The organism is Nisaea sp., assembly GCF_017640745.1.
Taxonomy (GTDB): domain Bacteria; phylum Pseudomonadota; class Alphaproteobacteria; order Thalassobaculales; family Thalassobaculaceae; genus Nisaea.
Genome location: NZ_JAEPQA010000003.1, coordinates 115298 through 129701, shown reverse-complemented (window position 1 = coordinate 129701; position 14404 = coordinate 115298). Strand labels below are relative to the sequence as shown.

Annotated in this window: 12 protein-coding genes; 9 read left to right on the top strand and 3 right to left on the bottom strand. The window is 61.8% G+C overall.

The genetic code is table 11. The annotated features are described in order from the left end of the window. Positions 1 to 196: 196 nt before the first annotated feature. The 3 genes from JJ959_RS03775 (at position 197) to JJ959_RS03765 (ending at position 3304) form a co-directional block, all read left to right on the top strand. A complete protein-coding gene (locus JJ959_RS03775; RefSeq protein ID WP_292879934.1) occupies positions 197 to 1456 on the top strand; it encodes a pentapeptide repeat-containing protein in 1260 nt (419 codons plus the stop codon). A 158-nt stretch (positions 1457 to 1614) separates the two neighbouring features. Continuing rightward, positions 1615 to 1965 (top strand): hypothetical protein, encoded by a 351-nt coding sequence (locus JJ959_RS03770; protein ID WP_292879933.1) that lies wholly within the window; start codon positions 1615 to 1617, stop codon positions 1963 to 1965. An 88-nt stretch (positions 1966 to 2053) separates the two neighbouring features. Further along, complete coding sequence (locus JJ959_RS03765; protein WP_292879932.1) at positions 2054 to 3304, top strand: pentapeptide repeat-containing protein; 1251 nt, start codon at positions 2054 to 2056, stop codon at positions 3302 to 3304. Between the two features lie 6 nt (positions 3305 to 3310). On the opposite strand, the gene JJ959_RS03760 is transcribed toward JJ959_RS03765, so the two are convergent. Further along, a complete protein-coding gene (locus JJ959_RS03760; protein ID WP_292879931.1) occupies positions 3311 to 4375 on the bottom strand; it encodes a GntG family PLP-dependent aldolase in 1065 nt (354 codons plus the stop codon). A 103-nt stretch (positions 4376 to 4478) separates the two neighbouring features. Between JJ959_RS03760 and JJ959_RS03755 the strand changes: the two genes are divergently transcribed. Next, positions 4479 to 4892 carry a hypothetical protein gene (locus tag JJ959_RS03755; RefSeq protein WP_292879930.1) on the top strand — a complete coding sequence of 138 codons (414 nt, stop codon included), beginning with the start codon at positions 4479 to 4481 and terminating at the stop codon, positions 4890 to 4892. Here JJ959_RS03755 and JJ959_RS03750 read toward each other — a convergent pair. Then, positions 4877 to 5359 (bottom strand): GNAT family N-acetyltransferase, encoded by a 483-nt coding sequence (locus tag JJ959_RS03750; protein ID WP_292879929.1) that lies wholly within the window; start codon positions 5357 to 5359, stop codon positions 4877 to 4879. The genes JJ959_RS03755 and JJ959_RS03750 overlap by 16 nt on opposite strands. Positions 5360 to 5850: 491 nt before the next feature. Here JJ959_RS03750 and JJ959_RS03745 point away from each other — a divergent pair, with 491 nt between their 5' ends. The 4 genes from JJ959_RS03745 (at position 5851) to JJ959_RS03730 (ending at position 11793) form a co-directional block, all read left to right on the top strand. Further along, entirely contained in the window at positions 5851 to 7503 is a 1653-nt protein-coding gene (locus tag JJ959_RS03745; protein WP_292879928.1) for an ABC transporter substrate-binding protein, read from the top strand. 108 nt (positions 7504 to 7611) lie between these two features. Further along, on the top strand, positions 7612 to 8547 hold the full coding sequence (locus JJ959_RS03740) for an ABC transporter permease (RefSeq protein WP_292879927.1): 936 nt from the start codon (positions 7612 to 7614) through the stop codon (positions 8545 to 8547). A 14-nt stretch (positions 8548 to 8561) separates the two neighbouring features. Beyond that, a complete protein-coding gene (locus JJ959_RS03735) occupies positions 8562 to 9716 on the top strand; it encodes an ABC transporter permease (RefSeq protein WP_292879926.1) in 1155 nt (384 codons plus the stop codon). A 13-nt stretch (positions 9717 to 9729) separates the two neighbouring features. Continuing rightward, complete coding sequence (locus tag JJ959_RS03730; RefSeq protein WP_292879925.1) at positions 9730 to 11793, top strand: ABC transporter ATP-binding protein; 2064 nt, start codon at positions 9730 to 9732, stop codon at positions 11791 to 11793. 93 nt (positions 11794 to 11886) lie between these two features. On the opposite strand, the gene JJ959_RS03725 is transcribed toward JJ959_RS03730, so the two are convergent. Beyond that, on the bottom strand, positions 11887 to 12342 hold the full coding sequence (locus tag JJ959_RS03725; protein ID WP_193180417.1) for a helix-turn-helix transcriptional regulator: 456 nt from the start codon (positions 12340 to 12342) through the stop codon (positions 11887 to 11889). Between the two features lie 503 nt (positions 12343 to 12845). Here JJ959_RS03725 and JJ959_RS03720 point away from each other — a divergent pair. After that, entirely contained in the window at positions 12846 to 14396 is a 1551-nt protein-coding gene (locus tag JJ959_RS03720; RefSeq protein WP_292879924.1) for a trimethylamine methyltransferase family protein, read from the top strand. Positions 14397 to 14404 lie beyond the last annotated feature (8 nt).

Genomic DNA, 14404 nt, shown 5'->3' with positions numbered 1-14404 from the left:
ATCATTTATTATGCGATCGAAAGAGACTGTATTCCGGGTTCATTTTTCTTGTAAGCCGGGCCTTTGACTTGCAGGGGCTCCCTCTCTTCGTGCTTCCACCCCGGTCATCTGGCGGCTATTGTTCCGGGTGAATTTCGAGTTACTTGGACCCGCCCCGGGACAAGGGCCTCACTAGAATGGGACATGGCTCACCGAGATGACGCCGCAGGAAATCGCTACAATCCTCGACGAACATGAAAAATGGCTCAGCCGGGCGCATAGCGGAGCGCGGGCGAATCTCGCGCGCGCGAACCTCTCGGGCTTCACGCTCGAGAAGGTCAATCTCAAATCGGCCAAGCTGTCCGGGGCCAATCTCGAGAAAACAATTCTTGCCGGAAGCAACCTCAGCAACACGGATCTGTTCTGCGCCGTGCTCGACGGTGCCGATCTCCGCAACGCCGACCTGCAGAACGCCGATCTCCGGGGCGCCAGCATCCGCAATGTCGCGTTCAAGGGCGCCAATCTCGTCGGCGCGGATTTCCGTGGCGGAACCCTCATGTTCGGCTCGGACGACGAAGACGGCGAGCGGAAAAGCCCGACCTCGAACCAGCAGGGTGCCGATCTCAGCTATTCCGCCATGCCGAACGCGCAGCTCGCGGGCGCGCATCTTGCCGGAGCCAATCTCTCCGGCGTCAATCTGCGCAAGGCAGACCTGAAGGGCGCCGACCTGTCCGGCTGCATCCTGGTGGAAGCGGATCTCTCCGGTGCCGACCTGCAGGATGCGAACCTCAAGGGCGCTATCCTCGACAACACCATTCTCAAGCACGCCAACCTCTCGGGCGCCAATCTCGACGGCTGCGACCTCTCGGCCGCGGACGTGACCGGCGCCAACATGGTCCGGCACGAGGACTCGCTGCCCTTCGAGGTGCGCGAAGTGCTGAACATGCACTATGTCTGGATCCGCGAGGACGGCCGCCTCGGCGACCGCGCCATTCTGAAAGGCACGGACCTGAGCTTCATCGATCTTTCGGCCGTCAACCTTTCCGGCGCCGATCTGCACGGCGCCAATATCAGCGGCGGCAACCTTTCGAATATCCTGCTGGTGATGTCCGATCTGTCCTCGACCAACCTCAAGGGCACCAATCTCAGCGGGGCGACGCTCGAGGGCATCAACCTCGCCAATGCCGACATGACAGAAGCCGATCTTTCCAACGCGATCATCGCGCCGGTGGATCTGAAGGACTCGAAAGGCAAGGTCACCGGGCGCAAATGGCCTGCGAATCTGTCCGGCGCCAAGCTCGTCCAGGCCAACCTGAAAGGCGCAGATCTGCACAATGCCAATCTGGCCGGAGCGGACCTGACCGGCGCCAACCTCACCGGAGCCGACATGAGAGGGGTCAACCTTACCGACGCCGTGTTCCAGCCGGAGCAGCTCGACTCAGCGAAAACGGATCATAAGGAGAAAAACTCCGACTGAGGATTACGGTCGGCGCGACTTTTCCGAATCGAGCCGCCAATCAAAGTCCCGATGGAATTTCCCCTTGACCCGCCGGCCCTTCGCCATGCGAATTCAGGTTTGAAGGCACATTCCGGCTATCGATTTCACCGCGACCGGTAGGGAACCACCCCGTATTGATGAGTGAAGAGCAAAAAGCAGAGCAACTCGCCTATCTGAGCGAGGAAATAGAGCGTCTCATCGATCGTGTCGCGACGGATGTGCGAGAACAGCGGGGTGAGCATGAAGAGCAGCGGGCCAGCAGCTTTGTGATTTACCTGCTCAGGAACTCCGACAAGTCTCCCATGGTGAGCCTCCGGCTCAGGGAGTCCGGAATAGCACCTGACGACATCAGCGGGACAGACGGTTTTTCGGCTCTGAAGCACTATTGCGAACGCCTCAGTCTTCACGCCCGCGTTGAGGATACCATACGCCCGTCCCGGGAAATTGCGGATCCATGTCTCGGAATCATCGTGGACGGATGGCAATGATGGTGCCTGACCTGTTAGAAGCCTTGTACAATGCAGCGACGTGTCCGCTTTGCGGCGGCCCCGTATGTTTTGAAAGTGGCCGGAGCCGATGACGCCGGACGATATCCTTAAAGCGATCGAGAGCCACGAGCAGTGGCTAAAGCGGAAGCCGGGCGGAGTCCGCGCGGACCTATCGGGTCTCGACATCACGGGCTTCCAGCTTGCCCGCGTGAACCTGCAGTCTGCGCGGCTGTCCGGGACGAATTTCTCGAACACGTTCCTGTCCGGGGCCGATCTCAGCTTTGCGGACCTGTTCTGCGCCAATCTCGACAATACGGATCTCTCGAATGCGGTGCTGATGCGTGCTGACCTGCGCGGCGCCACAATCCGCTCGTCAAATCTCGCCGGCGCCAACCTGAAGGAAGCCGACATGCGCGGCGGGGCGATCATCAACGATCTGACCGGCGAGCGTCCGACCTTCATCCGCGCGGACATGTCCTCCTCGACGATGGACGAGGCGGATATCAACAACGCCAATCTTTCGGGCACCGATCTTTCCGATGCCAGCATGATCGGCGCCAACCTTGAGAATACCCTGCTCTGCGGCGCCAATCTCTCGGGCGTCAATCTCGAGAATGCCAATCTGACCGGTGCGGATCTTTCCGGCGCCAATCTCGCGAAGGCGCGGATCGTCGGCGCGAACCTGAAGGGTGCCAATCTGCGCGGCGCGCTCGTGTCCGAAACCAGCTTCGCCAATTCCGACCTCAGCAGCGCCATTCTGGAGCGGGTCAATCTCTCGACCGCCGATCTCTCCGGCGCCCAGCTGGTGACCGAGAGCGGCGACCGCAGCCGGTCGCTGCGCGACATCGTGAACGACCACGAGCTCTGGATCCGCGAACAGGGCCGCGGCGGAACACGTGCGCAGCTCGCCGGCGCGACCCTCCGGGACGTCGATCTCTCCGATATCAATCTCTCGGGCGCGGATCTGCGAGAGGTCGATCTGACCGGCGCCAAGATGCGCCGGACGCAACTCGTGATGACCGACCTGACGGGCGCGAAACTGACCAATGCGGACCTTCGGGACAGCGACCTTTCCGGCGCCAAGCTGATAGGCGCCGACCTGACGGACGCGCAGCTGAACGGTGCCCTGCTCTATCCGGTGGAACTGAAAGACGCCCACGGCAATCCGACCGGACGTTTCTGGCCCTCGGACCTGGAGAGCGCACGGCTGCGCAATGCCGACCTTTCGGGCGCGCGTTTCAAGGGGGCAAACCTCGCCGAGACGGACATGAAAGGCGCCCGGACCCAGGGGGCCCAGTTCACCGATACCGCACTCGACAAGGCCCTGATGGATCCGTAACGGCCCTCAAGCCGCCGCCATCACCGCTTTCAGCGCAGCCAGCGCCGTCTCGATTCCGCTCCGGTCGACATCGATATGCGTGACGGCGCGCATCCGCCGCGGCCCCATCGCCCCGATGCGGACCCGGTGCTGCCGCATGAGCCGCTCCGAAAGTCCGGCCGCATCGAAGGCCGGCGTCGTCACGTCGAAATAGACCATGTTCGTCTCGATCTCCGAAAGCTCCACGCTCAGCCCCTCGATCGCGGAAATCCCCTCGGCGAGGGAGCGGGCGTTTGCATGGTCTTCTGCAAGCCGCTCTATGTGATGGTCGAGTGCGTGGACTCCGGCGGCCGCAATGATGCCGGCCTGCCGCATCGCCCCGCCGAACTGGTGCTTGAAAAGCCAGCTCCGCTCGATGAACTCCGCACTGCCAGCGAGCACGCCGCCGACCGGGCAGCCGAGCCCCTTGGAAAGATCGATCCAGAGGGAGTCGCAGAGCGCACCGTATGAGGAGGCCGGGGTTCCGGACGCCACCACCGCATTGAGCAGGCGCGCACCGTCCATATGGACCTTCAGGCCGTGGCTGCGGGCGCAATCGGCGACCTCCTTCACCGTCTCCAGCGGCCAGACCGCACCACCACCGAGATTGGCGGTGTTCTCGATATTGACCAGACGCTGGCGCTGGCCGTGATGGCCGCGCGGAACACGGATCACCGTCTCGAGATCGGCGGCGGTGAAGATGCCGCGCCTGCCCCTGACGGTCCGCACCATGGCCCCGGCGAGTGCCGCCGGACCGCCGGCCTCGAAATGCAGCGCATGGGCGCTCTCGTCGAGGACGATCTCCTCGCCCCGGTCGACCCAGACCCGGTAGGCGATCTCGTTGCACATCGTGCCCGAAGGCAGAAATACGGCCGCTTCCTTGCCGAGCAATTCCGCCACCCGCGCACAGAGCCGGTTGACCGTCGGGTCCTCCATCGCTTGCTCGTTGCCGACCTCCGCTTCGGCCATCGCCCGGCGCATCGCGGCGGTCGGACGCGAAACCGTATCGCTGTAGAGATCGACGGCCGGCGCCACGATTTCGTTTGCTGTCATTTGCTGTTCCCCCGGGAAGACGGCGAGCACGCCTATTGAATGGTTACGGTGACATGCCAAACTAGAAGGCGGCAAGCGACGCCGCAAAGGAACAGGATTGCACATGGCCGATACGAATTCGAACAGCGGGCGGGAGGTGACCCGGCCGAGAGTTCTCCCCTTCTCGCTCGGGCTCTCGGAGAACGACCGGCTCGCTGTTCACATCGTCTACGGCCTCTATGGCGCCGCGATCGTCTTCGGCGTTCCCTCGGTGCTCGGCGTGATCCTCGCCTATCTGAAACGGTCGGATCTCGAAGGCACGCCGCTCACGGGGCACATCACGTGGCAGATCCGGACTTTCTGGATCCAGCTGATTGCCATCGTGCTGGCCGCGGCCTTTACCGCGACCTTCGTCCTCATTCCCCTCGCCTGGCTCGTCGGCGGTCTTGGCTGGCTCTGGTTCGTCTACCGTGTGATCAAGGGCTGGATCCGTCACTCCAACGATCAGGACATCAAGGACCCCTACGCGTGGTTCTGATCGTCGGCCCACTGTCCCAGTAGCTTTACCATTAGCGACACCTCCTTCGTGCCGCCTTCCGTTTCCTGGCGCCCGACCTCCTCGAAACCGTAATTGCGGTGAAACCGCATTGAGGCGTCGTTTGGCGGCCGGACATTCACCTCGCAGGTCAAACGGTCGGCCCGACCGGCGGCGAAACCGGTGAAATCGTCGTAGAGCCGGCGCCCGACGCCGCGGCCGCGCGCGTCGGGCGACACCACGATCCGGTCGACATAAAGGAAGGACGTGTACCGGGCGTCAAACCAGCGATAGTTGAGGCTGTCATAGGGGCGCCCGGGCAGATATCCGATCAGGAATCCCATGACTGCATCGCCGTCCCGAGCCACCCGGAAGTAATCCGCCGCCTTCAGGAACCCGGCGAAGCCGTCGAGATCGACGCTGTTGACGTGCGGCACCTCCGCCTCGTTCAGCAACCGAAGAACGGCCATGTCTTCCCTCTGAGCGTCTTCAACGCGCATCGAATGTCCTTTTTTGAACAGTTCCCTGGAACAGGATTCCTCTTTCGATATCAGCCCCGAAGACCGTCCGCATCCCGAAAAATCGCTGTCCGATAAAATCTTTGACATCCGCTTTGCCGGTTGCCCATGATGAGTGACATTGAATGAAACGCAGCGTCCGGGCGGCATGTTCAAGTGAATACAGTCGCTGTTCGGAAAGAAGAATTTCTGCGTATCAAATCGAACGGGCGGGGATAATACGTAACCAACAAAGCCCGCATCTTGCGTTCGATTATCAGGGAACTGCTTCGGAGGCGAAATGCCAGTCTGAATGTTCACGATTTTCTGAACATTCGTGGCGACGTCATGTTTCATCTTTCGCCAGAATGTTCTGAAAACGACACTTTAGCTGTCGCAATCAGGGCATTATGATCCGGGCGAGCCAGATTGGAACACGCGCCAGAAAAACAGGGAGACTTGGAATGAACAGGGATTTGAAAGATCGCGCTGGGCGGCCGCTGAACAGCGCAGTCAGCGCCTGGGCCGCCGAGACCAAGGCCGGGAAGATGGACCGGCGCGAATTCCTCGCGCTTGCAAGTGCGTTCGGCGCCACCACGGCGACGGCCTACGGCATGCTCGGCCTGAGCGCTCCGGCGAAAGCGCAGGGCACCCCCAAGAAGGGCGGAACGCTCAAGGTTTCTATGAGTGTTCGCCGAGTGGTTGATCCGCGGATCTTTGACTGGTCCGAAATGGGCAACGTCGCACGCCAGTTCTGCGAGAACCTCGTCTCCTACACCTCGAGCTACACCTTCGAACCGGCACTGCTCGAGGGCTGGGAGGTCAATGCGGACGCGACCGAATATATCCTGAAGGTCCGTAAGGGCGTCACCTGGAACAACGGCGACGAGTTCAACGCGGACGACGTCGTCTACAACATCAATCGCTGGTGCGAGAAGGAAGTCGAAGGCAACTCGATGGCCGGCCGCATGGCGACCCTGATCGACGCGAACACCAACAAGGCGCTCGCGGGTGCGATCACCAAGGTCGACAGTCATACGGTCAAGCTCACCCTGCCGAAACCGGACATCAGCATCATTCCGGGCATGGCCGATTACCCGGCGCTGATCGTGCACCGTGACTTCGACAAGAACGGCGCCGATCTTTCCAAGAACCCGATCGGTACCGGCGCGTTCGAACTCGACAATCTCGAAGTCGGCGTGACCGCCCGATGCGTGCGCCGCAAGGACGGCAAATGGTGGGGCGGCGAGGCCTATCTCGACGCCATCGAGTGGACCGACTACGGCACCGATCCGGCGGCGGAAGTTGCCGCGTTCGAGGCTGGCGACGTTCACACCAACTATCAGACCACGGCCGATTTCGTCGAGATTCTCGACAGCCTCGACCTGAAGAAATCCGAGGCGGTCACGGCGGCCACCATCGTTGCCCGCATGAACGTGGCCAACAAGCCCTATGACGACCAGCGCGTCCGTCAGGCCCTGCAGCTCGCCGTCGACAATTCGGTGGTGCTGCAGATCGGCTACGGTAATGCAGGCACCCCGGCCGAGAACCACCATGTCGGTCCGATGCATCCGGAATATGCCAAACTTCCGCCGATCAAGCGCGATCCGGATGCGGCGAAGAAGCTTCTCGCGGATGCCGGTGCAGCCGATTTCGAGCACGAGCTGATCTCGATCGACGACGACTGGCGCAAGAACACCACCGACGCCATCGCCGCCCAGATCCGCGACGCGGGAATCATGATCAAGCGAACGATCATCCCGTCGAGCTCGTTCTGGAACAACTGGACGAAATATCCGTTCTCGACCACGAACTGGAACATGCGCCCGCTCGGCGTGCAGGTCCTGGCGCTGGCCTACCGCTCAGGCGAGGCCTGGAACGAGGCCGGCTGGTCGAACGAGGAATTCGACAAGAAGCTCGACCAGGCTCTGGCCATCGCCGACGCCGATAAGCGCCGCGAGGTCATGGCGGAACTGGAGAAGATCCTCCAGGACTCCGGCATCATCATCCAGCCGTACTGGCGCTCGCTCTACAAGCACATGACCGAAGAGGTCCAGGGCGACACCATGCATCCGACCTTCGAGATGCATTTCAACGAGGTCTGGCTGGACGCCTGATCCACGGCAAGGGCCGTCCTTTGCAACGCGGGGCGGCCTTTCAACTTCCCGCAAGGAAGACTCTAAGGGCCCGCAAGAGCCCGCCCGCACGACGCAGTTGGGGGCGATATGCTGCAATTCATTCTGAGACGTCTGGCGGTCATGATCGTGACGATGATCTGCTTGACGCTCGTGGTGTTCTATCTGGTCAATCTCGAGCCGAACCTTAAGAAACTCGCGCTCGAACAGAACAACAACCGCATGACCGAAGAAGCGGTCGAGAGCTGGCTGGAAAAAGAAGGCTACAGACGCCCCCTGCTGGAACGTTATGCGGAATGGATCGGCAATGCGGCGACCGGCGATTTCGGCCAGTCAACGCGCTTCCGCAAGCCGGTCGACGAAGTTCTGGGGCCGCGTATCGGCTATACCGGCACGCTGATGTTCTGGGTCATGATCACCATGGTCCCGACGGCTCTGCTCATCGGCGTGCTCGCAGGCATGCGCGAGGGCTCGAAGACGGACCGAAGTCTTTCCGTCGTCTCCATCGCCTCGACGGCAACGCCGGAATATGTCTCCGGCATCCTGTTTACCGTTCTGTTCGCCTCCTGGCTTGGCGTCCTGAAGGGCGTCTCCAAGGCCGGCGGCATCGATTTCAACAATTTCGCCCTGCCCGTCATGACAATGGCGATCTACGGCATGGGCTATATCGCGCGCATGACCCGGGCTTCCATGGCCGAGGTGATGACCGCGCAGTATATCCGCACCGCGCGGCTCAAAGGCCTCTCCTTCCGCGCCCAGGTCCTACGCCACGCGCTCAGGAACGCGCTGATCGCTCCTTTCACCGTGATCATGCTGCAGTTCCCCTGGCTGCTCACCGGCGTCGTCATCGTCGAGAAGCTCTTCAACTACAAGGGCTTCGGATGGACCCTGGTGGAAGCCGCCGACAACAACGACATTGACCTGCTGCTCAGCTGCTCGCTGGTCTCCGTCGTCGTCGTGCTGCTGACACAGCTCATTTCCGATATCGGGTACGCCTATCTCAACCCGCGCATCCGCGTAAGCTGAGCGGGAGAGACAACATGTTGGAATATATCGGTTTCTTCGATATCTGGGCGACTGTCATCGCCCGCTTCTGGCCGGTCTGGCTCTCCCTCGCCGTGATCCTCGGCGCCAGCTATCACTTCCGCCGAAGCCTCAGCCTCTACGGCCGCCTATTCGATAGCCGGATCGGCATGGTCGGGCTCGTCATCGTGCTGTTCTGGATCCTGACGGCGATCTTCGCGGATATCGTCGCGGTGTTCGATCCGCTGCAGCAGTTCGCCATGCTGAAGCGCAAGGCGCCGGGCGTGATCGATGCCGAAACCGGCCAGGCACTGCTGTTCGGGGCCGACAATCTCGGCCGCGACCTGTTCAGCCGGATGGTCCACGGCTCCCGCTTCGTCCTGGTGATCGCGCCGGCGGCGACGCTCTTCGCCTTCATCGTCGGCATCACCATCGGTCTTCCGGCCGGCTATTACGGCGGCAAGATCGATGCGTTCATGTCGTTCCTCGCGAACCTGGTGCTCGCCTTCCCGGTGATCCTGCTGTTCTACCTGCTGGTGACCCCGGGCATCCGCGAGACCCCGATCCCGATCGCCATGGCGGGGTTCTTCTTCATCTTCCCGATCATCTTCTTCGGCGTCCTGTTCTACAGCCGCTACGCGACACGGCCGGGCCTTCTTGCCGTACAGTTGGCCGGGACATTTCTGGTCGGCGGCTGGCTCTATTCCGGACTGGTCTTCAATGCCGATCCGCTCGGCATCATCACGCTGGCGCCGAACGAGCTGAACATTTTCGCTTCCGTCGTCTTTGTGAATTCGCCGACGGTGTTCCGCATCGTCCGCGGCATCACCATGGACATCAAGACGCGGGATTATGTGGCGGCGGCCCAAACACGCGGCGAGAACGCTTGGTACATCATGCTCTGGGAGATTCTGCCGAATGCCCGCGGGCCGCTGATCGTCGATGCCTGCCTGCGGATCGGATACACGACGATCCTGCTCGGCACCCTCGGCTTCTTCGGCCTCGGCCTGGCGCCCGAGAGCCCGGACTGGGGATCGATGATCAACCAGACCCGCGCTTTCATCCGGATCGTGCCGACCATCGCCCTGCCCCCGACCCTGGCGCTCGCCATGTTCGTCCTCGGCCTCAATCTCCTGGCCGACGGACTGCGCGAGCAGTCGCTGAAAGATTGAGGAGGAAACGGAGATGACCGAACCGATCCTCGAGATCTCGAACCTCTCGATCTCCTTCTTCGTCCGTGCCGGAGAGATCCCGGCGGTGATGGATTTCTCCTGCAAGGTGATGCCCGGCGAGGCGATGGGGCTAGTCGGCGAGTCCGGCTGCGGCAAGTCCACCGTCGCCCTCGGCATCATGCGCGACCTCTCGAACCGCGGAAAAATCACCGCCGGCTCGATCAAGTTCAAGGGACGCGAGCTGACCACGATGAGCGAGAAGGAGCTGCGCAAGATCCGCGGCTCCGAGATCGCCATGGTGTATCAGGAGCCGATGGCGAGCCTGAACCCCGCGATGCGGGTCGGCCGGCAGCTCATGGAAGTGCCGATGCTGCATGCGAACGCCTCGGTCGACGAAGCCTACGACCAGGCGCTGGAGATGCTGCAGGCGGTCCGCCTGCCGGACCCGGAGCGGATGATGGATTCCTATCCGCACCAGCTCTCGGGCGGGCAGCAGCAGCGGATCGTCATCGCCATGGCGCTACTCTCGAAACCGGCCCTGCTGCTGATGGACGAGCCGACCACCGCGCTCGACGTCACCGTCGAGGCCGGGATCGTCGAACTGGTGAAGGAACTCGGCCAGCGCTTCGGCACCTCGATGCTGTTCATCTCGCACAATCTCGGCCTGATCCTCGAGACCTGCGACCGGATCACGGTCATGTATTCGGGAGAGGCCGTGGAAACAGGGAGCGTGAAGGACGTTTTCGACCGGATGCGGCATCCCTATACCCAGGGCCTGTTCCGCTCGATCCCGCTGCCTGGCGCCGACAAGTACGCGCAACCGCTGGTCGCCATTCCCGGCCAGTTGCCGCTGCCGCACGAACGTCCGGACGGCTGCAATTTCGGCCCGCGCTGTTCGTATTTCCAAGCCGGCAAGTGCGATGCGGGCGATATCAGAATGATCGACACCGGGATGGCCGACGCACATTTCTCCAGATGCGTCCGGGTTTCGGAGATCGACTGGAACGCGCCGCTGAAGCAGGAGAACACTGTCGAGGCAACGGAACCGGGTGAGACGATCCTCCGCATCGACGGCCTGAAAAAATATTACGAGGTCGCGGCAAACCAGATGTTTGGCGGCGGCGAGACCCGCGTGGTCAAGGCGAACGAGGAAATCACCTTCGATGCGCGCGAAGCGGAGACCGTCGCCATCGTCGGCGAGTCCGGCTGCGGCAAATCCACCCTCGCCAAGATCCTGCTTGGCCTTGAGACGGCAACGGAGGGCACGGTCTCTCTCGGCAGCACGGAGATCGGCAGCACCGATATCGGAGACCGCGACACCACCACCATCAGCTCGATCCAGATGGTGTTCCAGAACCCCTTCGACACGCTGAACCCAAGCCACTCGGTCGGCTCGCAGATCGTCCGCACGCTGGAGCGCTTCGGCATAGGCAAGACGCCGAAAGAGCGCGAGAACCGGATGCTGGAACTGCTCGACCTGGTGAAGCTTCCGCGCGAATTCGCCAAGCGGATGCCGCGTCAGCTCTCCGGGGGACAGAAACAGCGGATCGGCGTCGCCCGGGCCTTCGCCGGCGCCCCGAAAGTGGTGGTCGCGGACGAACCGGTCTCGGCGCTCGACGTGTCGGTGCAGGCGGCGGTCACCGAACTGCTGATGGATATCCAGCGCTCGTCCCGGACGACGATGCTGTTCATCAGCCACGACCTCTCCGTGGTGCGCTATATCGCGGACCGGGTGATCGTCATGTATCTCGGCCATATCGTCGAACAGGGCACGACCGAGGAAGTCTTCGCGCCGCCCTATCACCCCTATACGGAAGCCCTGCTTTCTGCGATTCCGATCGCCGACACCAAGGTGAAAAAGAAACATATCGTGCTCGACGGAGATATCCCCTCCGCGATGAACCCGCCGAGCGGCTGTCCGTTCCAGACCCGTTGCCCGCACAAGCACGAAGTCCCCGGCAATCGCTGCGAGACCGAGCTGCCGGAGAGCCGTGCGATAGACGGCGGGCACCGCATCAAGTGCCACCTCGCGGACGAGATCCTGAAAAACATGGAGCCGGTGGTCGCACTCGGCTGAGCACGGCATTCTCCGGCAAAGAAAAAGGGCGGTCCCGAGGACCGCCCCAAATCAACTCTTCCATGGCCCCCGAAAGGCCCCATGGAACAACCGTCAGACGTTGCCCGGCAGAGCCTGGGAAACGGACTTCACCATCTCGGTGATGCGCTTGCGCACGCCGACATTGGTGATGTTGTAGTACGCACGCACGAGCTCGAGGGTCTCGCGCCGCGCCATCGGATCGTTCGGCTTTTCCTCGTATTCCGCGGTCACCGACCCCCCACGCACCTTGCGCGGAGAATTGGCGGCGGTGTCGTCCGTCATGTCGTCGAAGAAAAAGCTGACGGGCACATCGAGGATCTGCGCGATGTCCCAAAGGCGGGACGCGCTGATCCGGTTGGAGCCGCGTTCGTACTTCTGGACCTGCTGAAAGGTAATGTTCAGCGCCTCACCCAGCTGTTCCTGGCTCATGCCAAGAAGAGTGCGGCGCAACCGGACCCGGCGCCCGACATGGACGTCGATCGCGTTATTGTTGGTCACGCGAAAGTTCGGGTCGTCATTGCCATTCATTGCTTGCTTTGCTGCGGCCATTATCAGTCTCTAGCAGTTTCAGTGAAGTTGATGCCCGGTCGAAAGAATCAAACATAAGACCGAGCGTGGCGGGTTTCTACAACGCCCCGGCGATTTTTCCAACAAAAACTAAAGGATTCGTAGAATATTATTTGGTGACATCGAAGTCAAGATTAATTTCAATTAACTAATTTTCTTAACCACGATTAACAAAATACAGAGTAGCTCAAAAGTTTGTAGAATTACGTTTAATTTATTCTTGATTTGTCACGGTTCCGCAATGAATGGGCCGGTATAGCCCGAAACCGCCGCAAGTATAAACAAAAACGAAAGAGCACCCAGGGGAGCGATCCGCGACGCCGGCATTGAACCTGTGCACCCCCTCGTCCCAAAAGCGACGATCAGTACGGACGTTCTGTCGCCGCACCGCTAGACAAGAGGCGCCCCAAAAGAGGCACCATTACGGCAACAAGGGGATCATTTGAGGACGAGGAGGGCACACAATGGCAGAAGCCCGCGGCCGGACGAGACGGCGCGAACGCACGCGGAACCGCCCGGGCGGCGAGAGCGCGGACAATCGAATCCGTCAGGCCCCGTGGCGGCATCTCCGCTCGCCTTACCCACCGCTGCCACTGATCTCCGAAGACCAGCTCGACGCCATTCACACCGCCTCGCTCCGCATCTTGAGCGAGATCGGGATCGACTTTCTGGATCCGGCTGCCCGAACGCGTCTGAAGCAGCATGGGGCGGAGGTGACCGAAGGATCGGAACGCGTCCGCTTCGACCCGGACATGGTCCTCGAATACATCGCCAAGACGCCTTCCGAATTCACCCTTTACGGCGGACGGCCGGAGCGAGACATCATCTTCGGCGCGAACAACATCAATTTCTGCTGCATCGCCAGCGCGCCCTTCTGCAGCGATCTCGAAGGCGGACGGCGCGACGGCAATTACGCCGACTTCAACAATTTCTGCCGGCTCACCCAGAGCGCGAACATCGTCCACATGTTCGGCGGCTATCCGGTCGAGCCGATCGACCTGCCGCCGGCGACGCGGCATCTCGACTGCCATTATTCCTTCCTGACACTCTCGGACAAGGTGCATCACGCCTATTCCCTCGGCCGCCAGAGACCCTCGGACGCCATCGACATGCTCTGCATCGCGCGCGGCGAAACCCGGGACAGCATTGCCGCGCGGCCCGGCATGCATACCATCATCAACACCTCCTCGCCGCTCCGCGTCGACACGCCCATGCTGCAGGGATTGACGGAAATGAGCACCTACGGTCAGGCGGTCTGCGTCACGCCTTTCACGCTGGCCGGCGCCATGAGCCCGGTCACCGTCGCCGGTGCCCTCGCGCAGCAGAATGCCGAAGCCCTCGCCGTCATCGCCTTCACCCAGATGGTCCGCCCCGGTGCCCCGGTGATCTATGGCGGCTTCACCTCCAACGTGGACATGCGCAGCGGTGCGCCGGCCTTCGGAACACCCGAATATGCCAAGGCGGCCTTCGTCGGCGGCCAACTCGCGCGCAGGTACGGCCTGCCCTACCGCTCGACCAACGCCAATGCCTCGAACGCGCCCGACGCACAGGCGGCATGGGAATCGATGATGTCGCTCTGGCCGGTCATGCTCGGGCACACCAACATGGTGATGCATGCGGCGGGCTGGCTCGAAGGCGGGCTCACCGCGTCCTTCGAGAAATTCGTCATCGATCTCGAGCTTCTGCAAGGCATGGCCGCCTTCCTCGATCCGCTTGAGGTCTCGGATGCGGCGCTCGCCCTCGACGCCATCCGGGACGTGGGTCCGGGCGGCCATTTCTTCGGCACGGCGCATACGCTGGAACGCTACGAAACGGCTTTCTACGAACCGCTGCTTTCCGACTGGCGCAATTTCGAGAGCTGGGAGGAAGCCGGCAGCCCGGACGCGACGACACGGGCGAACCGGCTCTACCACGCCATGCTTGAGGCCTACGAGGCCCCCAAAATAGACCCGGCGGTCGACGAGGAACTGAAAGCCTTTATCGCCAAGCGGCGCGAAAATCCCGGCATCGAATAACAGGTGCA